General features: G+C 49.7%; 19 protein-coding genes. 15 read left to right on the plus strand and 4 right to left on the minus strand.

Going from position 1 to position 21,891, the window contains the following annotated elements:
• The first annotated feature begins 287 nt into the window (after nucleotides 1-287).
• Nucleotides 288-2,057 (plus strand): ABC transporter ATP-binding protein, encoded by a 1,770-nt coding sequence (locus tag C173_RS00910; RefSeq protein ID WP_036721444.1) that lies wholly within the window; start codon nucleotides 288-290, stop codon nucleotides 2,055-2,057.
• Nucleotides 2,054-3,922 (plus strand): ABC transporter ATP-binding protein, encoded by a 1,869-nt coding sequence (locus C173_RS00915; RefSeq protein WP_036721445.1) that lies wholly within the window; start codon nucleotides 2,054-2,056, stop codon nucleotides 3,920-3,922. The genes C173_RS00910 and C173_RS00915 overlap by 4 nt, the downstream gene beginning before the upstream one ends.
• Before the next feature lie 93 nt (nucleotides 3,923-4,015).
• On the opposite strand, the gene C173_RS00920 is transcribed toward C173_RS00915, so the two are convergent.
• Entirely contained in the window at nucleotides 4,016-4,261 is a 246-nt protein-coding gene (locus tag C173_RS00920) for a DUF7667 family protein (RefSeq protein ID WP_036721446.1), read from the minus strand.
• 269 nt (nucleotides 4,262-4,530) lie between these two features.
• On the opposite strand from C173_RS00920, the gene licT reads away from it, so the two are divergent.
• Nucleotides 4,531-5,376, plus strand: a complete 846-nt coding sequence (gene licT / locus C173_RS00925) for a BglG family transcription antiterminator LicT (RefSeq protein WP_036721447.1) — start codon at nucleotides 4,531-4,533, stop codon at nucleotides 5,374-5,376.
• Between the two features lie 230 nt (nucleotides 5,377-5,606).
• Nucleotides 5,607-7,469 (plus strand): beta-glucoside-specific PTS transporter subunit IIABC, encoded by a 1,863-nt coding sequence (locus C173_RS00930; RefSeq protein WP_036721449.1) that lies wholly within the window; start codon nucleotides 5,607-5,609, stop codon nucleotides 7,467-7,469.
• A gap of 113 nt (nucleotides 7,470-7,582) precedes the next feature.
• Here the strand turns inward: C173_RS00930 and C173_RS00935 are convergent, their stop codons facing one another.
• Both C173_RS00935 and moaD read right to left on the minus strand, forming a co-directional pair.
• Entirely contained in the window at nucleotides 7,583-8,623 is a 1,041-nt protein-coding gene (locus tag C173_RS00935) for an HD-GYP domain-containing protein (protein WP_036721450.1), read from the minus strand.
• A gap of 159 nt (nucleotides 8,624-8,782) precedes the next feature.
• The gene (gene moaD, locus C173_RS00940; protein ID WP_036721451.1) at nucleotides 8,783-9,031 is read right to left on the minus strand and encodes a molybdopterin converting factor subunit 1; all 249 of its coding nucleotides are present in this window, start codon (nucleotides 9,029-9,031) and stop codon (nucleotides 8,783-8,785) included.
• Nucleotides 9,032-9,183: 152 nt separating this feature from the next.
• Between moaD and C173_RS00945 the strand changes: the two genes are divergently transcribed.
• From C173_RS00945 to C173_RS00985, 9 genes are all read left to right on the plus strand, one after another.
• A complete protein-coding gene (locus C173_RS00945) occupies nucleotides 9,184-10,623 on the plus strand; it encodes a bifunctional metallophosphatase/5'-nucleotidase (protein WP_036721453.1) in 1,440 nt (479 codons plus the stop codon).
• Nucleotides 10,624-10,698: 75 nt separating this feature from the next.
• On the plus strand, nucleotides 10,699-11,520 hold the full coding sequence (locus C173_RS00950) for an undecaprenyl-diphosphate phosphatase (protein ID WP_036721455.1): 822 nt from the start codon (nucleotides 10,699-10,701) through the stop codon (nucleotides 11,518-11,520).
• A gap of 59 nt (nucleotides 11,521-11,579) precedes the next feature.
• Nucleotides 11,580-12,686 (plus strand): HD-GYP domain-containing protein, encoded by a 1,107-nt coding sequence (locus C173_RS00955; protein ID WP_036721458.1) that lies wholly within the window; start codon nucleotides 11,580-11,582, stop codon nucleotides 12,684-12,686.
• Between the two features lie 169 nt (nucleotides 12,687-12,855).
• A complete protein-coding gene (yfkAB, locus tag C173_RS00960) occupies nucleotides 12,856-13,995 on the plus strand; it encodes a radical SAM/CxCxxxxC motif protein YfkAB (protein ID WP_036721459.1) in 1,140 nt (379 codons plus the stop codon).
• Nucleotides 13,996-14,013: 18 nt separating this feature from the next.
• A complete protein-coding gene (locus C173_RS00965) occupies nucleotides 14,014-15,372 on the plus strand; it encodes a hemolysin family protein (RefSeq protein ID WP_036721461.1) in 1,359 nt (452 codons plus the stop codon).
• 218 nt (nucleotides 15,373-15,590) lie between these two features.
• Nucleotides 15,591-15,806, plus strand: coding sequence for a spore coat associated protein CotJA (locus C173_RS00970; protein ID WP_036692819.1), 216 nt, complete (start codon nucleotides 15,591-15,593; stop codon nucleotides 15,804-15,806).
• A 3-nt stretch (nucleotides 15,807-15,809) separates the two neighbouring features.
• Complete coding sequence (locus C173_RS00975; RefSeq protein WP_036721463.1) at nucleotides 15,810-16,076, plus strand: spore coat protein CotJB; 267 nt, start codon at nucleotides 15,810-15,812, stop codon at nucleotides 16,074-16,076.
• A 48-nt stretch (nucleotides 16,077-16,124) separates the two neighbouring features.
• Nucleotides 16,125-16,694: a manganese catalase family protein gene (locus C173_RS00980; protein WP_036692823.1), complete on the plus strand. Its 570-nt coding sequence runs from the start codon at nucleotides 16,125-16,127 to the stop codon at nucleotides 16,692-16,694.
• A 553-nt stretch (nucleotides 16,695-17,247) separates the two neighbouring features.
• Complete coding sequence (locus tag C173_RS00985; RefSeq protein WP_036721465.1) at nucleotides 17,248-18,132, plus strand: hypothetical protein; 885 nt, start codon at nucleotides 17,248-17,250, stop codon at nucleotides 18,130-18,132.
• Nucleotides 18,133-18,403: 271 nt separating this feature from the next.
• Here C173_RS00985 and C173_RS35590 read toward each other — a convergent pair whose 3' ends face one another.
• Nucleotides 18,404-18,556: an IS3 family transposase gene (locus tag C173_RS35590; RefSeq protein ID WP_155991180.1), complete on the minus strand. Its 153-nt coding sequence runs from the start codon at nucleotides 18,554-18,556 to the stop codon at nucleotides 18,404-18,406.
• A 1,363-nt stretch (nucleotides 18,557-19,919) separates the two neighbouring features.
• On the opposite strand from C173_RS35590, the gene C173_RS00990 reads away from it, so the two are divergent.
• The gene (locus C173_RS00990) at nucleotides 19,920-21,104 is read left to right on the plus strand and encodes an acetyl-CoA C-acetyltransferase (RefSeq protein ID WP_036721468.1); all 1,185 of its coding nucleotides are present in this window, start codon (nucleotides 19,920-19,922) and stop codon (nucleotides 21,102-21,104) included.
• Between the two features lie 34 nt (nucleotides 21,105-21,138).
• The gene (locus tag C173_RS00995) at nucleotides 21,139-21,882 is read left to right on the plus strand and encodes an acetoacetate decarboxylase (protein ID WP_036721469.1); all 744 of its coding nucleotides are present in this window, start codon (nucleotides 21,139-21,141) and stop codon (nucleotides 21,880-21,882) included.
• The last annotated feature ends 9 nt before the right edge of the window (nucleotides 21,883-21,891 follow it).

Raw genomic sequence — 21,891 nt, forward strand, 5'->3', positions numbered from 1 at the left:
GCGTCCATTAGCCCCTGCTTAAGCCCGGTTTATTCCGGAAAAAGAGGGAAAACGGTGGTTTCTCCCCTTTGCCGCATTAAATTAGGGATGATAAACTGCTTAAAGTCACTAAATTGGAAGCGCTAAAAAAGCTAGCTTACGGTGCGATATTTAGAGACCAAGTTTTTGCTTACGGAGCAGGTTACTTCGTAAAGCTAAGTTTATGCTTACGGAGCAGGTTACTTCGTAAAGCTAAGTTTATGCTTACGGAGCCAGCTTTACTTCGTAAAGCTTTAAGGAGGAGAGATATGGATGTTCTCAGGCAACTGCGGGGCTTTTATCGGGAGAAGCTGCACTATCTGATTCTGTCGATTGTATGTTTGGCGGCCGCAACTGCAGTGGGGCTTATTACCCCCAATTTGTTAAGGAGATTGATCGATGATGTTATTGTTCCCCTAAAGTTTACTGAGGTGCCCGTACTCGCTCTCAGTGTGCTTGCTGTCATTATTGTCAAGGCGTGCCTGCAGTTTTCCCATGGATTTTTCGGCGGACGGCTGGGGAATTTCCTGGCCTACCGGCTGCGCAATGCCTGCTATGAGAAGCTGCAATTTCTGTCCTTCCGTTATTATGATACGGCGAAGACAGGTGACCTGATGTCCCGGCTGACCGGGGATTTGGAAGCGATCCGGATGTTCATTGGCTTCGGATTTGCCCAACTGCTGAATGTGTTTTTCATGGTTTTGTTCGGCTCCATTATGATGTTTACCATCAATTGGCAGCTGACGCTGGTTACTCTGATCACAATGCCGTTTCTGGCTGTAGTCGCACTCAGATTTGAATCCAAGATTCATCCGGCCTTTCAGGAGATGCGCCTGGCGTTAAGTTCCCTGACAACGGCTGTACAGGAGAATGTCACCGGGGTAAGAACGGTCAAATCGTTTGCCAGAGAGGCCTACGAAGTTGAGAAATTCTCACACCGTAATGAACGTTATAAAGATAATCAGATTTTTGCGGCCGAGCTGTGGAGTAAATTCTTCCCGTTCATGGAGCTGCTGGCTTCGGTCAGTGTAGCGATCCTGCTGGGTGTCGGCGGTACGCTGGTTATCAACGGGAAGATGTCGCTGGGTGAGCTGGTTGCGTTCTTCAGCCTGATCTGGTACATTATCGGCCCGGTATGGGGACTCGGGTTCCACATCAACAACTATACCCAGTCGAAGGCCTCTGGAGAACGTGTGCTGGAAGTGCTGAATCAGACAATCGATGTCCGGGATCAAGAGAATGCCCGCGAGCTTGCAGCGGCAGAAGTGAAGGGTGAGGTGGAGTTCGATCATGTCACCTTCGCTTACGGCAACAAAATGCCGGCAGTCAAGGATATTCATTTCCATGCGGAGCCTGGTGCGGTAATTGGATTCCTTGGCGGAACGGGGTCTGGTAAATCCACGATTACCCAGCTGATGATGCGTGCTTATGATGTGAATCAGGGGAGTATCAAGCTCGACGGCGTGGATATCCGCGAGTTCCAGGTCCGTAGTCTGCGCTCGCAAATAGCGACGGTATTCCAGGAGACCTTCCTGTTCTCCTCATCGATCCGCAATAATATCTCTTATGGACTGAAGAATGTCAGCATGGATGAGATCATCCGTGCCGCCGAGCTGGCGAAGGCGCATGACTTCATTATGGAGATGCCGGAAGGCTACGATACGGTAGTCGGGGAGCGGGGAATGGGTCTCTCGGGCGGCCAAAAGCAGCGGATTGCCATTGCCCGCGCACTGCTCAAGAATCCGCGAATTCTTATTCTGGATGATGCCACCAGTGCGGTGGACATGGAGACAGAGCATGAGATTCAGGCCGGGTTCCAGGAGGTTATGCGCGGACGGACCACCTTGATTATTGCCCACCGGATCTCCTCTCTGCGCCATGCCGATCAGATCATTGTCATGAATGAAGGGAGAATGGTCCAGCAGGGCACCCATCAGGAATTGATCGCGGTCCCGGGACCTTACCAGGATGTGTACCGGATTCAGTATGCCGATTATTTAGCCAGGGATATGAAGCGAGAGGCGGGTGATCCGGCATGAGTCTTGAGACCTCCAAGCAGACCGCTGACGGCGTATTAAATACCGACAACAGTAAAGTAGAGGAACAGACGCTTGAAGAACGTTTTATCTACAAAGACGATGATGTGATCGACAAGGCTTTTGACTGGAAGCAGTTCACCCGCTTATTCAGCTATATGAAGCCATATGCGAGGCAGATGCTGCCGCTGGTCTCGATCATGATGATTCTGGGGACGATTACCAAGCTGACGGTTCCATTCCTGACCAGTATGGCGATTGATAAAGCGATTGCTCCAAAAGACGGAAACACCAGCTTGACGCTGCTCTACACGCTCACAGCCAGTGTAATCATTCTGTATCTGATTCAATGGATTGCGGGTGTATACCGGATCAAATATACGAATGTGATCGGCCAGCGGGTGATCTATGATCTGCGCTCGGACCTGTTCCGGCATATCCAGAAGCTGTCCTTCAACTTCTTTGATAAACGTCCGGCCGGATCAGTCCTGGTCCGGGTGACCAATGATATTAACTCGCTGCAGGATTTGTTCACCAACGGGGTCGTCAATCTAATGATTGACTGTGTGCAGCTGTTCGGCATTATGATAATTCTGCTGCTGATCAACTGGAAGCTGGGGCTGGCCGTGATGATTACGGTGCCCATTATGTTCCTGATCTCGACCAAGCTGCGGCAGAGAATCCGTATTGCCTGGCAGGATGTGCGTATGAAGAACTCGCGGATCAACTCCCATCTGAATGAGTCAATTCAGGGGATTCGCGTCACCCAGGCCTACACGCAGGAAGAAGAGAACATGCACTATTTCGATGCCATGAATATGGACAGCCGGAAGTCTTGGAACAAGGCCTCAGCCATGAACCAGGCATTCGGTCCGATCATTGAAGTCACCGGCGGCTTCGGGACGATGATTCTCTTCTGGTTCGGGGCTTACCTGATTCAGTCGGGAGAACTTACGGTCGGCTTCCTGGTCGCCTTCAGCAGTTATGTCAGCAACTTCTGGGACCCGATCAACCGGCTGGGACAGATGTACAATCAGCTGCTGGTGGCGATGGCCTCCTCCGAGCGGATCTTCGAATATCTCGACGAACAGCCTGCGGTTCAGGATAAGCCGGGAGCAACTCCGCTGTCCAAGATTAAGGGAGATATTCACTTCGATAATGTTGTGTTTGAATATGAGAAGGGCCGTGCGGCTCTCAAGGGCATTAACCTGGATGTCCAGGCAGGCCAATCCATTGCACTCGTAGGACATACCGGCTCCGGCAAAAGCACGATCATCAACCTGATCGGACGGTTCTATGATATCAAGAGCGGCGGCATCACCATTGATGGACGGGATATCCGCGAGGTTACACTCCAGAGTCTGCGCGAACAGATCGGGATTGTCTTGCAGGATACCTTCATCTTCTCGGGAACGATCCGCGACAACATCCGCTTCGGGCGGCTGGATGCCACGGACGAAGAGATTGAAGCGGCCGCTAAGGCTGTAGACGCCCATGATTTCATCGTCAGGCTGCCTGCCGGTTATGATACCGAGGTAGAGGAGCGGGGAAGCGCACTGTCCATGGGACAGCGCCAGCTGCTGTCCTTCGCCCGGGCGCTGCTGGCTGATCCGCGGATTCTGATTCTGGATGAAGCGACCGCCAGCATTGATACGGAGACGGAGATCAAGATTCAGGAAGCGCTGAAGCTGCTGCTTCAGGGCCGGACCTCCTTCATCGTCGCCCACCGCCTCTCGACCATCCGCCATGCGGATAAGATCGTGGTGCTGGATCACGGCGAGATCAAGGAAGAAGGCAACCATGCCGAGCTGACCAAGCACGACGGTATTTATAACGGATTAATAGAAGCACAGTTCCGCTTCTTATAGAAGCACATGCAGCAGCCTGGCCCCGATGTGGGGGAGGGGCTGCTGTTTTTTTTGCGTCTGGAATGATAAGGGGAAGCGTAGAGTTCCTTCCCGTTAAGGCCGTTTTCCCGGCTTCCCGCTTACCCGGACCTCCAGCAGCTGCGCACTGATCTCCTGCTGCCACCCGGTATCTTGAGTATCCGCTGCCAGCAGGGCTTCGATATGGAGGCGGGCCATTTCCCAGCAGTAGACGGTGTTAACATGCAGGCAGTGCTGAAGCTCGTCTTGCTCCGCCGGAGCCAGCGGACGCTTAAGACTCAGGGTGTACAGCTCGGCAAGGCGCTGATGAACCGCAAGCATCATATCTCCTCCTTGTATTACTATCTTCTATTAGCGTGACCCTGGAAATACGGTTTCAAACCGGAATGAAGCCTAATATGAATATTCAGATCTTTAGAATAAAAAAAGTTCTTGAAATCGCTTTTATTTATGCTACAATAACAGTAATACAGGATTGTGACCGGTAACGCGGGCAATGCCTAAGCTGATGCGAGTATCATTTTATGAATGATATTGGGATCAACTTAGGCTTTTTTTGTACAAACTATGCGTCAGGAGGTGAAATTGAGATGATTATCGAGAAGGTGTTGAACAATAATGTGCTCCTGACCAAGAACCAGAAGGGCAAGGAGGTTATTGTGATGGGCAGAGGAATTTCCTTCAATAAGGTGGCGGGTGATTATGTGGATCCTGCCAAGGTGGATAAGATTTTTCTGCTGAATGAGAATGAATTCACTGCCCGGCTGACTGAACTGCTGAATGATATTCCGGTAGCTCACCTGGAGCTGGCCAGCGGCATCGTCACCTACGCGAGTGGAGTGCTGCACACAGAGCTGAACGATAATCTCTATCTGACGCTGACGGATCATATTCATTTCGCGCTGGAGCGTTTTGAGAAGGGGATTCAGCTGAAGAATGCGATGCTGTTTGAGATCAAGCGCTTTTACCAGAAGGAATTCGGGATCGGGCTGGATGCCCTGAAGATGATTGAACAGACCACCGGCCTCTCGCTCGGTGAGGATGAAGCCGGCTTCATTGCCCTTCATCTGGTCAACGCCAGAATGGATGGCACGGAGGTAAGATCGACGATCAAGATGACGGAGATCGTTCAGAATATCCTGAACATCGTTACCTATCATTATAAGGTTGTGCTGGACGAGACCTCGCTTAACTATTCGCGGTTCCTGACCCATCTGCAGTATTTTTCCATGCGGGTGCTGAAGAAGGAGACCAACAACAGCGGGGAAGAGTTCCTGTACAATCAGGTGAGGCTAACCTATGTCAAGGCTTTCGAATGCGTAGGCAAGATTAATGAATATCTGGAGAAATCCCATGGCCAGAGCCTCAGCAAGGATGAATATGTCTATTTGACGATTCACATTCAGCGTGTAACTGAACGCAATAGCCTGGAGTAACACGCAACATACGTAAGACTACAATATTTCATATATTTTCATATCATCTGTCAGGGTGTAACTGGTCATGCAGGCAAAACCTGAGCTGATGGCAAAATAGCGTGTGTTCTACGCCTTTTTTGCCTTGAGTTCAGGTTTTTCTTGTTTGCAGAGGGGAAAGATAGAAGGGCTGGCACAACTCGCCTCTGCAGCGATGCTTATATTACAGATCTCAAAAGGAGCAAACCCAAATGAGCAATAAAGACTTATCCAAACAAATTATCACACTCGTTGGCGGAGAAGGGAATGTGAATTCCGTCTTCCATTGTGCCACACGCTTAAGATTCAAGCTGAAGGATAACAGCAAAGCCAATAAAGCAGCGCTGGAGAAGACTCCGGGAGTCATTACAGTGGTTGAGAACAGCGGGCAATTCCAGGTGGTCATCGGCAACAATGTCAGCCAGGTATTCGAGCAGATTATGAAGGAAACCTCGCTTCAGGATGCGGAGAAAAGCGGCAGTGACGAAAGCTCGGAAAGCACCGGAGTTCTGGGTAAAGCGGTGGACATCATTTCAAGTATTTTCTCGCCGATACTGGGTGCACTGGCCGGGGCGGGGATTCTCAAGGGCTTGCTGGCCCTGATTCTTTCACTGGAGTGGATTAGTGCTGCCAGCGGCACTTACATGATCCTCAATGCGGCTGCCGACAGCGTGTTCTATTTCCTGCCTGTCTTCCTGGCGGTTACGGCAGCGCGCAAATTCAAGGCAAATCAATTCGTGTCCATTGCCATAGCCGGAGCCTTGATCTATCCCGCAGTCATTGCGGCTGTAGGCTCACCTGACCCGCTGCACTTCCTGGGGATCAAGATCGTACTGATCAATTATTCCTCCAGCGTGATCCCGATTATTCTGGCGGTATGGGTGCAGTCGTATGTGGAACGCTGGTTCCGTTCCTTCATTCATGAGTCCGTGCGGAATATTCTTGTTCCCATGTTCGCACTGCTCATTGTTATTCCGCTTACGTTCCTGGCCTTCGGACCTGTAGGTTCAATGATCAGTGAGGGACTCGCTTCCGGTTATACTTGGCTCTACAATCTAAGTCCGCTTGTGGCCGGAGCCATAGCTGGGGCGTTCTGGCAGGTGTTCGTAATCTTCGGTGTACACTGGGGCTTCGTACCGATCATGCTCAGCAATATTGCTACACTGGGACAGGATACCATGCTGCCTATTCTCAGTGCGGCCGTTCTGTCGCAGGCCGGGGCTGTATTCGGTGTATTCCTGAAATCGCGGAACCCGCAGCTTAAGGCACTCGCCGGTTCTTCTACACTATCTGCGGTCTTCGGGATTACTGAACCAACCATTTATGGAGTTACCCTGAAGCTCAAAAAACCGTTCATCTATGCGTGTATCTCCGGCGCTATCGGCGGTGCAATTATTGCAACAGGCGGCGCAAGAGCATTATCCTTCTCACTGCCGGGTCTGCTGGCTCTGCCGACCTATTTCGGTACCGGATTTGTCTGGGTAGTCATTGGTATACTGGTAGCATTTGTACTGGCCGCTGTACTGGTGCTGGTGTTTGGCTACAAGGAGCCTGAGACAGATGCTGCTGCATCGGTTAACTTAAGTGCAACCTCGGGTACGACTACACCGACGCTGATTGATAAAGAACTGATTGTAAGCCCGCTGGCAGGAACGCTGCAACCGCTTGACACCCTGCCTGACGAAGCTTTTGCTTCCGGCGCCATGGGCAAGGGCATTGTAATCGAGCCTTCTTCCGGCATCTTAACCAGCCCTGTGAACGGAACGGTAACTACTGTATTCCCGACAGGACATGCCATCGGCATCACTTCGGAGGGCGGTGCGGAGCTGCTGATTCATGTCGGTGTCAATACCGTGAAGCTTAAGGGTCAGCATTTTACCAAAAAAGTGCAGGAAGGCGACAAGGTAGTCAAGGGTCAGCTATTGCTTGAATTTGACCTTGAAGCCATCCGTGCAGCCGGATTTGTAACCGCCACGCCTGTGATTGTCACCAACTCGGCACAATACCTTGATGTGCTTAAGAGCACAGGGACAGAAGTGCCTAGCGGTGAGCTGCTGCTTACACTTATCCGATAAAAGGATAGCCTCCCCCGGCCGGGGGAGGCTTCTGTTGGTATTCAACTTCAAGCAGCACTTCTGCGGTAACGCAGGAGGGGCTGCTTGATTTATTTTGCGTAGAGGAAATCTCTCTACTCCATATAAATCTCAACGACGGCAATTTTGCGTTCGCGGGACAGGTCAAGGAACTTGCCTTCGCTCTGTACAAGCGGACGGAAGACATCCAGCGGGTTGTTCATCACGATAACACCCATATCACCGGTGCTCAGCAGAACGCGCTTGCCGATGAAGTTAGGCATCAGGTGATTGATGAAGGCCTGGACCGGTTTGCCGTTCAGCTTCCCGAAGCTGAGGGAGTTGATCTCACGCAGAACGGAAATCAGCTCCTGCTTGGACTGATAGACCCGGTGAGTGGTCATGGCACTGTAAATATCCGCAACGGCTGCGATCTGGGCGTAAGGATGAATATCTGTCTTGGTCAGCTGCTTGGGATAGCCGGAGCCGTCCTCGCGTTCATGATGCTGCAGGGCAACCAGAGCAGTGAAAGGATCGTTCATGGAGTTCTGTATGATTTCGTACCCGTAAATCGTATGTAATTTGATCTCTTCGTATTCATCAGGGGTTAACTTACCAGGCTTATTCAGAATTGCGGGGGAGATGCGGCATTTGCCGATATCAATCAGGTATCCCGCACGCCCGATCTCGTAGCACTCTGTCTTGGAATATCCGAGCCACGAGGCAAGATAATACGAGAGCATGCCTACCTGCAGGGAATGATTGTAGGTATAGTTATCTTCCCGGTCCAGCAGCAGCAGGAGTGTCACTACGTCCTTATGTTTGTCCAGCGTGGACAAGGTCGGCTGCAGAATATCATCCACTACGGACTGATTGAAGCTGCCTTTGCTGAGCGCTTCCATATATAGAGATTCAAAACCGTCAATCGTGGTATCGAAGCTGCTGGCTGCGGCCTGAATGATTGATGTCCGGCTGGAAGGGGCGGGCTCTTCCTGTACCGTTTCAATGTCTACATAATCCACGCCGTGCTGTATCAGCTTGGCGATTTCCTCCATTTGCAGCCGTGATCCCTTAGGGAGTACATGCAGCCCGCGGGAGCTGAAGGTATCCATCCGCAGATGATCACCCGGTTTAAGATCCATCACGTGTACTCTCAATGACTAGGCCACCTTACTATAGCAATTTTTTACAGCATAGCAACAAAGTCCGCAATATTCAATGGTGTAAGAGTACTGATTGTAGCTTGCAGATTGTGCAACCCGCTGGTCCTACCCTGTTGTGTATCTATGCAGATTCGCGGAAGGGGAACGGTCCGGTTAACCGCCGGATACGGGCGGAATGAAGGCCACCTCTGAACCTTCGGTAATATCCGTATCATCAGGCGCATATTCCTGATCAACGGCTACAAGAGACACGCTGATCTGCGGCGCGGCATCGGGATAGGAGGCGGAGAGGAGTTCCTTCAGCCTGCCTGCTGTCAAAGGGGACTCCTGGGCGTGGAAGACCAGAGTGGAGGAGCCGATGATTTCGGCCAGACCGGCGAACAGCCGGATGGAGATATGCATGCTTTCTTCACCCTTTCTGGACTTAGCTTAGGACAGCTTATAATGATTACAATATACCATATTGGGTCTGAAAATGTTATGCTAACTCTAGAACTGAACAAGCCTGCCGCTTACTTTATAAACGGCTGTACAAGTGGGAGGGAAGCCAGCTTATGAAGCCTGGGCCGCAAAGATTAACCATTATTCATACCAATGATATACATAGCCACTTTGAAATGATGAGTCCGCTTGCGGCAGTGATATCCGCAATGAAGGCAGCGGCAGGCGAGGATCCGGTGCTGCTGCTTGATATCGGCGATCATATGGACCGCGCTGCTGTAGAGACGGAAGGCACGATGGGACAGGCCAACATAGACATTATGAATCTGACCGGATACGATGCAGTCACCATCGGCAATAACGAAGGCCTCACCTTCTCCAAGGAGATGCTCTCAGCCATATTTACAGGTATCCAGTGTCCTGTGGTATGCTGCAATTTCCTGGAGTCCGCTACCGGTGAGCCGCCGCACTGGATGCAGCGCCGCGCGGTTCTGGAGAAGGACGGCATCAAGATTGGACTGACCGGTGCTACGGCGGCGTTCACCTCCTTCTATTCCCTGCTCGGCTGGGATGTGCTGGACCCGGAAGAGGCGCTGCGCGAGCAGGTTCAGCTGCTTGCCCCGCAGGTGGATATCGTGATCATTCTGTCTCATCTGGGGTTACCCGCAGACCAGAGGCTGGCAGAGAACCTGGAGGGCGTGCATGCCATTCTGGGCGGGCACACCCACCATATGCTGGAGCAGCCGCAGATGATTAACGGGACAGCCGTATGCGGAGCCGGCAAATTCGGCCGGTACGCCGGACGGGTGGTCTTCGAGCGGGAACAGCCGGACGGAGCGTTTCACCTGGCCGAAGGAGGCTGCACGGAAGTTGATCCTGCCTTGACGGAGGAGCTGATCGCTCCGGCGGCAGCGATCCATCTGCTGCGCGGGCGTGAGGCCCTGGAGGAGACGGTTGCCATCAGCGACCGCATGCTGCCGCTGGATCTGCAGGGGGAGTCTCCGTTTGGCAACCTGCTGGCACAGGCGGTCCGCCAGTTCACAGGCAGTCCCATCTCGCTCGTGAATACAGGCCAGCTGCTTGGCCCGCTGCCGGAAGGGAATATCACCACAGGCATGCTGCATGCCTTATGTCCTTCTCCGATTAATCCTTGTATTGTACAGCTGACAGGCAAGGATATCCGCACCGCACTTGAACAAAGTCTGATGGCAGAGTTCCGGAATAAAGTCATCTACGGATATGGCTTCCGCGGAGAGGTGCTGGGCACCCTGGCCGTGGACGGATTAAAAATCTTGTACGATCCAAGGGTCATGCCTTATGATAACGGTATTGCGATTTTTGCCGGCGGGGAGCAGCTGGAGGATACCAAGGTATATAGTGTCGGCACGCTGGATATGTTTACGTTCCGTACAGGCTACGAGAGTATAGCCAATGGCCGGGAGGCGGTATATTTGCTGCCTCATTTCCTCCGCGATCTGCTGCGGATGGAGCTGCAGCGGCCGGGGAGTCTGGATGAGTGTGAAGCGGTTCGCTGGGAGAGGCAATCCACCTGATGATCCACACCATGTTTTATTAAATTGATAGTTAACACAGTACCAGGTTTCATTGACTAGATCAGGAGGAGTAATATGGATACAATTACAGCCATTATTCTGGCAATTGTGGAAGGAATCACGGAGTTCATTCCGGTTTCTTCGACGGGACACATGATTCTAACGACTAAGCTTCTGGGATTTAACGAGCAGGATTCGATTATGAAGACGTATGAAATTGTGATTCAACTGGGGGCTATACTGGCGATTGCACTGGTCTACCGCCAGCGGATTGTGGATCTGCTCGGATTCGGCCGCAGAGACAGAGGGGGCGTAATGCCGGCAGCCCGTCTGAACCTGATTCATGTGCTGCTGGGCATTGTGCCTGCGCTTGCTGTAGCTTTTTTTGCCCGGGACTTCATTAAAAGCCTCTTCGGGGCATCCACCGTCCTCTGGGCGCTGGTCGCAGGCGGTATTCTGATGATCATTGCCGAATGGGTCAACAAACGCAAGATCCGCGTGACGGCGCATGATCTGGATGATCTGTCCTACGGGCAGGCACTCTCGATCGGACTGTTCCAGATTATTTCCGTCCTCTGGCCTGGCTTCTCCCGTTCCGGCTCGACCATTTCCGGGGGGATGCTGAGCGGAGTGAGCTACAAGGCCTCGGCCGACTTCTCCTTCCTCATCGCGATTCCGATTATGTGCGCGGCCTCGGGGTATGAGCTGCTGGATTCCTACAAGAATTTCACGAGTGAGACGATCGGGTATTTTGTCATCGGCTTCATTATTTCCTTCATCGTGGCTTATGTGGTGGTAGTTCTGTTCATGAGAATGATCCAGAAGATCAGACCGACGCATTTTGCCATCTACCGCTTTATCCTTGCAGCCGTCTTCTGGCTGTTTATTATGCGTTGATTCTCAGCTTGGCATCACAGAAAAGCAATTTTACCGTTTAAAGGCAGGAGTGAGCCAAGGTGCGTCTAGTATCCGTCAATCGGCTTCAGGCCGGAATGAAGCTGGGTAAAAAAATATATAATGATGAAGGGCTGGTTCTGCTTGCGGACGGAGTGGAGCTTACCGATTCCCTGATCAAGCGGCTCGCCAGAATCGATATCGGCTATATCTATATTGAGGATTCGCTCACGGAGGATATAGTGATCCCCGGAATGCTGCAGGACGAGACGCGCAATCAGGCGCTCAAGGTCATACGGAACCAGTTCCAGCAGATGTCCGGCGCCTCGGGAATTACCAAGGGCTTTTATCATCTGGATAAAAAGTTCTCCAAGGTGATGGATTCCATCCTTGATGACATGTCCCTGCAGGAGGACCCGATGATCATGCTGCTTGACATGCACACCGCTGACAACTACCTGTATGTCCATTCCCTGAACGTATGCCTGTATACGCTGGTTCTGGGGATTGCCCACGGCTACAGCAAAGAAGAGCTGCGGGTCATTGGGCTTGGTGCGCTGCTGCATGATATCGGCAAGACGCAGATTCCTGTCAAAATTGTTCAGAAGCCCGGTATGCTCAGCGAGGAGGAATTCCGCCATATGCAGGCGCATACCGAGATCGGATACCGCATTCTCAAGGAAGAGCCGAATATTCCTCTGCTGGCGGCCCACTGTGCCCTGCAGCATCATGAACGGATTGACGGCTCCGGCTATCCGCGCGGCCTGACGGGTCCGCAGATCCATGAATATGCGAAATGGCTGGGGGTAGCCGATTCTTATGATGCGATGACCTCCAACCGGATTTACAAAAAAGCCATGCTGCCCCATCAGGCGGTAGAAGCGCTGTATGTCGGCTCAGGAACTTTGTATGAGCAGAAGCAACTGGAGTTATTCAGAGACCGCGTGGCCATCTATCCGCTGGGACTTACGGTGAAGCTCAGCTCCGGCGAGAGCGGTGTGGTGGTCAAGATTGACCCCAGCACACCACATCGGCCTGTTGTCCGGGTGCTGAATGGACCCGAAGGCGAAACGGTTACCCCCTATGAGCGTGATCTCAGCAAAGCCCTCTCTGTAGTCATTGTGGATGTGACAGACGGGGGAGAACCTGTAGTGAAAAGTACCGGATAGGTGTTCTGCGCAGCGAGGAGAGAATAGGGTATCTGCAGGAATTGCGGAGCTGTATTCTCCGCCTTGCTGTTTTTTTGAGTAGTCGTGGTATGATATAGCTTAAGTTATCGTTCTTTTTCTTTTGTTTTGGGTTAATAATAAGGAATAAGCATTAAAGGAGCATTAATAAATGAGTATATTAGAGCCATCATCTATAATCCCTGTAAAAGAGCTGTCGCCGGAGTATGATCCGTGGGATCCGATTACTTCACTCCGTGAATACGGGCAGCATGTGCTGACCAGTGTAGAGATGACGGTCACGAATCTATGCAATATGCGCTGCGAGCATTGCGCCGTCGGCGACAGTCTTACGATGAAAGAGGGAGAGCTGCTGCCTTTAACCAAGATGCTGAAGCGTCTGGACGAGGTAGAGCACCTGCAGACTATCAGCATTACGGGCGGGGAGCCGATGTTCCGTGCCGGGACGGTGGAGAATACTATCGTACCGCTGCTGAAATATGCACGGGCGCGGGGCATCCGTTCGCAGATCAACTCCAATCTGACCATGCCGTATTCCCGTTATGAGCAGCTGCTCCCTTACCTGGATGTCATGCATATCTCGTTCAATTATGTGAACGGAGATGACTTCCACGAGGTGGGCTTCGCGAACAGCGGGCACCCGGTCTCGAAGGAGGCCGCCTACCGGCTGTATGATACGATGCTGGAGAATTCCCGCCGGCTGAGCAGCGACGGAATGCTGATCTCTGCCGAGTCGATGATCAACTATCGTACACACACCAAGCTTCCCGAGATTCACCGGCTGATCGGGGACATGGGGGCAAGACGGCATGAGGTACACCCGATGTACGCATCCAGCTTCGCCTCGAAGCTGCCTGTGCTTTCGCTCCGGGAGATGAATATTGCTATTCATTCCCTCCTTGACCATCGTGACACGGAGATGTGGATGCTGTTCGGCACGCTGCCGTTCTTCGCCTGCAGCTTCCTGGAGGAAGACCAGCAGCTGCTGAGCAGACTGCGCAGCGAGAAGAATGTAACGCTGCGCAATGATCCGGACGGAAGAAACCGGGTCAATGTCAACCTGTTCACGGGCGATGTCTTTGTAACAGACTTCGCCGACATATCCGCCTTTGGCAATATCAGCGACTCGAAGCTGGATGACATTTTCACCGAGTGGCAGACTAAGCATCCCTTGAATCAGCAAGTGAATTGTTACTGCGATGCGGCAGGCTGCTGCGGGCCTAACCTGCTCGTGGCCGATATGTATTATCCCGGGGTCGATTTCAAAACCAGAAAAGCGATCACCTTGTAGAAATGGGGCGTTATTATAGTGCATACGGAATTTGAAATAGGAAGATTAGTGCTTAATCTTTTGCTCGTTCTGGTGCTCGTATTATTAAATGGTGTATTTGTTGCGGCGGAATTCTCGCTGGTCAAGGTCAGACAGTCCCGTCTGACCCAGCTGGTCAGCGAAGGGAACAAAATGGCGGGATATGCGCTAAAGGTCAACAAGCGGCTGGATTCGTATCTGTCGGCCACCCAGTTCGGGATCACACTTGCTTCCCTTGGACTCGGCTGGGTCGGGGAACCGGCGATCTCGGAGCTGCTGGTGGAGCCCCTGATGTACCAGATCGGTGTTACTGACCAGACGCTAATCTCAACGGTATCTGTGATTATCGGCTTCTCGATTATTACCTTTTTACATATTGTGCTGGGGGAACTGGCACCGAAATCTCTGGCTATTCAAAAAACGGAAGGCTCAGCGCTGCTGTTGTCCGCTCCGCTGATGTTCTTCTATAATCTGTTTCTGCCCTTCATCTGGGTGCTGAATGCGTCAGCGAACGCTTTGCTGAGATTGTTCGGCGTGGAGCCGGCCAGTGAAGCCGAGGCTGCCCATTCGGAGGAGGAAATCCGCATTCTGATGAATCAGAGCGCGAAGAGCGGGGTGATCGATCAGGATGAGATGAAGCTGATGGATAACATCTTCGAATTCTCGGACCTTCTGGCCCGTGAGGTGATGCTGCCGCGTACCGATATGGATGTACTGTACAGCAATCTTCCGCTGGAGGAGAACATGCGGATCATTACGGAAACGAAGCATTCGCGTTATCCGGTGGCCTTCGAGGACAAGGACCGGATTATCGGCTTCATCCATATTACGGATCTGCTGTTCGCCCCGCCGGAGCAGCAGAATGATCTGGCTTCCCTGGTCCGGCCGATTCTGAACGTGCCGGAATCGATGGAGATCAGCCATGCGCTGCGGCTGATGCAGAAGAACAAGGCCCAGCTGACGCTGGTCGTTGACGAGTACGGCGGAACGGCGGGGCTGCTGACCGCTGAAGAGATTCTGGAGGAGATCGTCGGCGATCTGCATGACGAGTTCGAGGATGAACGCCCCAGCGTAGAGCGTAACGGCGATTACATCTCCGTAGAGGGCCGGATGCTGATTGAAGACGTCAACGATCTCACAGGCGTCGTGATTGAGGATGACGAGGTGGATTCCATCGGCGGCTGGCTGTTCAAGGAGCTGGAGGGCAATCCGTCCAAGGGCAAGAAAGTTGTGGTAGGGGACGTCACCTTCGAGGTGGAGGAATCCACCCGGCTGCGGATCACCCGGATCAACATCCACCGCGAGCCGCCGCCAGAGTCCGAAGAGGATGCGGAAGCCGTGGAAGAGGAGAAGGAGTAAGCAGAAGTGTAACTCGTATTTTTAAATAGAGCAGGGTACTTCAGAAGCCGGTTTGCAGGGCTTTTGGGGTCCCTGTTTTTTTGTTGCTTAGGGCGATTTTATTGGGCAGTTGTTCTTTTCCACCCTTGGACTGTCATAAGTTAGTTACGAAGGTAACGATCAGAGATCTGGACATCCATCAGGCCATGCCGTCAAAACCTTACGAGGAGGAATGATCATTGAACTCCCAGGATCGCGTATGGACACCGTACAGGGGACCGTTTGATCCTTGTCCGCCGGTGCCGTTCAAGACGTATGTTGTGCCGCCGAATCAATTCGTCACGTTTCAGCCCCCGAATCTGCCGCAGTTCTCCCTGCCGGAGGCGCTCAAGCATGGAACGTTATGGCCATCGCTATACAGCCCTTATGAATCCAAGTTCAAAGGAGGGAAGTAGGCTATGGAAGCTAATCCTTGCGAGCCCCGTTATTACGAGATGCTGGAACAGCTGCAGGTACTTGATTTTGCACTCGTAGAGCTGAATCTGTACCTGGACACTCATCCGCAGGATGTGAAGGCGATTGAGCAGTTCAATCAGCTGACGTATGAGCGCACCAAGCTGGCGAACCAGTTCCAGGAGCTATACGGACCGCTGCAGAATTTCGGCCGCGCCTATTCCAAGGCTCCATGGCAATGGAGCGAGAGTCCCTGGCCTTGGCAAGTCTAAGACATGAAGCCGGGAATGAAATAGCCTTAAGGAGGGGGAAGTTCACGAATGTGGATCTATGAGAAAAAGCTGCAATACCCGGTGCGTGTCGGCAAATGTGATGTGCGGATGGCCCGGTATCTGATGGAGCAATACGGCGGTGCGGACGGCGAGCTGGCTGCGGCGCTGCGCTATATGAACCAGCGGTATGCTATACCCGATAAGGTAATTGGTGTACTAACGGATATTTCCACTGAGGAATTTGCCCACCTCGAAATGATTGCCACCATGATCTACAAGCTGACCAAGGACGCCTCGGTGCAGGAGCTGGAAGCCGCAGGCTTAGGTCCGAATTATGCGCAGCGGGATCATGCGTTGTTCTATAACAACTCTGCCGGTGTTCCGTTCACAGCTGCCTACATCGCTGCGAAGGGAGATCCAATCGCGGATCTGTATGAGGATATCGCCGCCGAGGAGAAGGCCCGGGCTACATACCAGTGGCTGATTGACATGACCGACGATGTGGATCTGCAAGACAGCCTCAAGTTCCTGCGCGAGCGGGAGATCATTCATGCGATCCGGTTCAAGGAATCGGTGCAGATCTTGATTGAGGAGAAGGATAAGAAGCGGGTGTTCTGAGCAAGAATTATAGTACATTTAAAAGACCGTTCTCTACTATAGAGAGCGGTCTTTTATGTTCTGGGGTGATATTTTGCGTGAATTTATTGATACGATTATCTACACGAAGGAAGAAAACGGGATTAATTTGAAAATCATTATAAAAGAGTGACACTTTTCACCATTCTAGTGGAATGCTACCTTGCCAAACGCTAAAACCTCTATTTCCATTATACAGGTAAAGACCCAAACTGAGCGCGTTTCCTTAAAATTGACCCGTCCCATAGTAATTGGTCAAGTCCCCAATTAGTAGACATTGGAAAAAGCCCTAAGTTGCAAGCTGGCGTCAGCTTGTCTAGTTTACTTTGTGCCTCAATATTTCGTATATCATAAGGATAGAGAGTTTCTACTCTTCAAATGTGATAAGAAACTCTCAATTAAGGCAATGTATATATGAAACAGTGGCTTTTAAGGTGTATTATCGGATATGTAAATATTTATTTGGGAACCGAATTTATTATATTGCGTAGTTAAAAGTATCTCCGATCCATAAATAAAAAAAGTAGGTGTGGGTGTGAATTATTTAAGGAATAATTATAAAGAAATTTTGGGTTTTATTCCATTTATTATGATTATTATAGGGATTATAATATTCAACAATTCTATTGAAAAAAATCAAAGTGAAGCTGATAATAAGACAGTGGGATTTCAAACATGGCAAAAAAATGTTCTAAAAGACAATTCACCAGATACTATTGAACTAAGGGAAGCAATAAATCCAGATAATCCTATATATGATATATACGATATTCTAAATACTATTCAAGTATTAGGAGTCAAAACTCTGAAAGATTATAAGGCATTTGTGAACTTGAACTCAAGAATTCCATCTTACATTAAAAAACCTGTTACATATACAATTGATAAGTCTATCAAAGAGTCTAAAGATATCTATTATGTGGAGTTTCAAGATGATAATGGGAATCCGTTAAAAGATCAAAGTGGCAAAAAGATGATTTATAAGGATGGAGATACAATAGATATTCCTCTGTCTAGGGAGCCATATAAGTATGTTTTTATACGTGGCAATGATATTATACCTTTTGTATACTCCTCAAGTGAGCAAATTGGAAAAATTTTGGATATAACTACAATACCAATAACATACATAGATAATGAAACAGTCGCTTCAACTTTATATCGTAACATAGATACAATAAAAATAGGATCAACAAACTTAAATATTCTATTTGTTGATCCTGCAAGTGTAAATAAAGCTTTACCGTATCATTTTATATTTAAGATTAATATTACCGATCCTAATCAAAACAATAATATAATATGGATAATAGGTATTTCTTTATTTATAATAACTATTATAATATTAGTCATAGTTTTTAGAGAGCAAATAACATATTTTGTTCACGATATAATTGACCGTATAAGACGAAGGATGTAGGTGCATTTTAATGTGCCTCCAGGCTGGACACAGTGGGGTATCGTTTTATTTTCGACAAGCCTTACTGTTGCCGAGTTTCCTTGTCGGGAAAAGGGTGTTTTTTTTCTTGCCAAGGACGACGTAGATGAATGACAATGAATGGCGTGAGAAGCCGGAGGCTGTACCGCCAATTATTGTCATAGGAGCGGCGAAAGCGAAAAAATAAAAGGAGACGTTATGGGTTGTGAATTGCACCCCATCAAGTAGACAGTACAATAAATAAAAATATCAATTACGCGGTCTTCGTCCTGTTTTCCATGGAAAAGATGGCGTTTAGTTTTGCCTGCAAACGATCGTAATTGTAAAAATGGATGTAAGTATTAACTGGTCTCTTCAGTTCTTCAAAGCTATGGTAGGTATGAAGATAAAGGCGTATTACTCGGATTGAGTTGTACGCCTATTATTGAGTGTTGGCTTTACTCTATTCTCTTCTGTATACCATTTTTTCTTTACGTTATTATTGCTCAAAAACTGTTCGAGCACGAAAAGATTTCCACGGATGAATAATCATCAACTGCTCTCTTATATAATTCGTATTCATTAGAAAACTTCCCAGATACCCTCTCTTTATAAAAATCTTTTAAACGATCGTATATATGCCCCTGACGTCGAACACATTTTTGCTTAATATTTCTAACTGTCCGTTCGCAATCCAGATGCTCATACTCCTTGTATGGGCTTTTCCTTTTGCAGTCTTTTTGTTTCAAGGTTTGCGTGGCAAAATAATTGCCGCAATGATTGCATTTCCAAAACTTATATTCAAACAACACCAAATAATGCAGGACTGAAAAAATTATATCTTCCACTGAAGAACAGGAGTAAATGAATCGATACGCTGTTTCGCTATTTTCAACAAATACCTTTCCCATGCTGAAATCATAATTATAATTCAAACAAACATATTGATATGGGGAAATTTTTTTTATTGATGGAGTTTACTCTATATTCCAATTTATAAAGTGGGTTTAACTCTCTAAGCTCAATCTTGTACGTGAATGTTAAAGATAAGAAATGTTTTAACACCTCAAATTCACTCACGGACAACCGTTATTCTTGGTGATGATTTCATTCAAACAAATCTTGTGTCTACTACTGTATGAGCGACGAGATTGCGATCCGGTTCAAGGAATCGGTGCAGATTTTGATTGAGGAGAAGGATAAGAAGCGGGTGTTCTAAGGATCTGAATAGCTACGGATAACGCCTCCAGACCCAAGTAAGGGTCGGAGGCGTTTTTTTAAATAGAAGAATTTATATGTTTCACGTTTTAAATTATCCTTCTATTTCTCGCTGAAACAGTACCGTCCTTTAAAAGGACGGCAAAGCTGTTTCCGCTTGTGTGAACTCTTTTGGTATGTTTTCATTCGTTTTTCTGAAATAACCATTAATAACCAGAATTTCAAAGGAAATGATAGCATGACCTCGTTGGGGAGTGTACAAGGGCCTAGAGCTATTTGTATGTAAAATTATGTATATTTTTGAGTGTTGAGGAAACTGGCGTTTAGGCTTACACTGAATATGTAAATAAATACCAAATATTCGAATGGAGGAAGGCGATCAAGGCGGCTAAGCTAATCAAGCTGACTAAGCTGACTAAGCTGACTAAGCTGACTAAGCTGACTAAGCTGACTAAGCTGACTAAGCTAATCAAGCTGATTAAGCCGATCTAAGCCGTAACGCATACTCTCTCATACATCGTGATCATACCCGCACGTAAGTCCACTACAATCAGAAAGGAATGTGAGATTTTGTGAACAGAGTTGCATTGGTAAGTCCCTTACGGACTGCAGTTGGTTCATTTAACAACGGACTTTCGACACTGAGTGCTACAGAATTAGGAGCGAACGTGATGACGGCCTGCCTTCAGCAAAGCCATGTAGAGCCTGCGTTAGTGGAGCAAATCTATCTGGGCAATGTTCTACAGGCGGGCGAGGGCCAGAATCCTGCCAGACAGGCGGCACTGCAAGCCGGTATTCCTATTGAAGTGCCTGCAACAACCATTAACACCGTCTGCGGTTCTGGGCTTCATGCCGTCGCTTTAGCTTACAACTCTATTCGGGCTGAGCAAGGGAGTGTCCTCCTGGCCGGAGGGATGGAGAGTATGTCGAATGCCCCTTATGTGCTGAGAAATGCAAGAAACGGCTATAAGCTTGGAAACAGCGAGCTGATAGATACCGTGGTCGCTGACGGGCTGACCTGCCCGATCAATCATTACCATATGGGCATTACAGCCGAGAACATTGCCGAGAAATATCATATTTCGCGATTGGAGCAGGATGAGTTTGCTTATGACAGCCAGATTAAGGCAGCAGAAGCTAAGAGAAATAAGGTTTTTGCCGAGCAGATCGTGCCCGTGATGACCGAAACCAAAAAAGAGAGCGTATGGTTCGCGGAGGACGAGCATGTAAGAGGAGAGGTCAGCAAAGAGAAGCTTGCTCATCTGAAGCCTGCTTTTAAGGAAAACGGGTCGGTGACTGCCGGAAATGCCTCGGGGATCAATGATGGAGCGGCGGCTGTGCTGGTCATGTCGGAAGACAAATGCAAGGAGCATGAGGTAGAGCCTTTAGCCTATATTAAGGGTTATTCACTGGTTGGCGTAGATCCTGCCTACATGGGAATGGGTCCGGTAAGAGCTATCAAGTCGCTGCTTAAGAATCAGGATATCCCTCTAGAAGCTATCGATCTGTTCGAGATCAATGAAGCCTTCGCGGCACAGGCCATAGCGGTATTGCATGAGCTGGAGATTAACCCGGAGAAGGTGAACGTCAACGGCGGCGCGATTGCGATTGGACATCCTGTCGGGGCAAGCGGAGCCAGAGTGTTAGTTACACTGGTGCATGAAATGGTACGGAGATCGTCGCATTACGGTATAGCCAGCTTGTGCATCGGAACGGGGATGGGCATTGCCATGCTGGTCGAGAACGCACGCTATTAACACAACTCTGACAGAAAGGAAGTTTAAGATCATTATGAATGCAAAAGAGGTTCTTGCGCTGCAATCCATGCCTGCGGCCAGTCCGGGTTACGGGCGTCCGCCTTACCGCTTCATTGACCGTGAATTTATGGTCATCACTTATGAATCTGACCCTGCGGCGATCAGACAGGCGGTCCCGGAACCCTTGCAGCCGGATGGAAGTAACACCGTGTCTTATGAATGGATCAAGATGCCCGATTCGTCGGGTCTGGGAAGCTATGAGGAGAGCGGGATCGTGATTCCGTGTACCTTTCAGGGGGAGCCGTGCAATTTCGTGGCCCAGATGTATCTGAATAATGCGCCTGCCATTCTGGGAGGACGGGAGATCTGGGGGTTCCCCAAAAAGTGGGCCTCTCCCCGCCTGACAGTTGCAGGAACAGAGACGCTGACTGGCACGCTGCATTATAACGATGTCCTGGTGGCTGTGGAAACCATGCCTTACAAGCATAACCTGCTGGATACAGAGGACACAGCTAGAGCTATCGCCAAAACTCAAGTGAATCTGAAGCTCATTCCCGATGTGGATGGGACCCCCAAGATTGCGCAGCTGGTTGCCTACACTCTTGAAGATGTTCACGTAAAAGGCGCTTGGACCGGGCCGGCCCGCTTAAGCCTGATCCCCCATGTGAATGCCCCTGTGGCCGATTTGCCGGTGAAGACGTACCGCGGGGGAAAGCATTTCATTGCTGATCTAACGCTGCCCTACGGCAAAGTCATTCATGACTATATCATCCAGTAGCCTGTAGCC

Origin of the sequence: Paenibacillus sp. FSL R7-277 (assembly GCF_000517965.1) — a bacterium.
Classification (GTDB): domain Bacteria; phylum Bacillota; class Bacilli; order Paenibacillales; family Paenibacillaceae; genus Paenibacillus_AQ; species Paenibacillus_AQ silagei.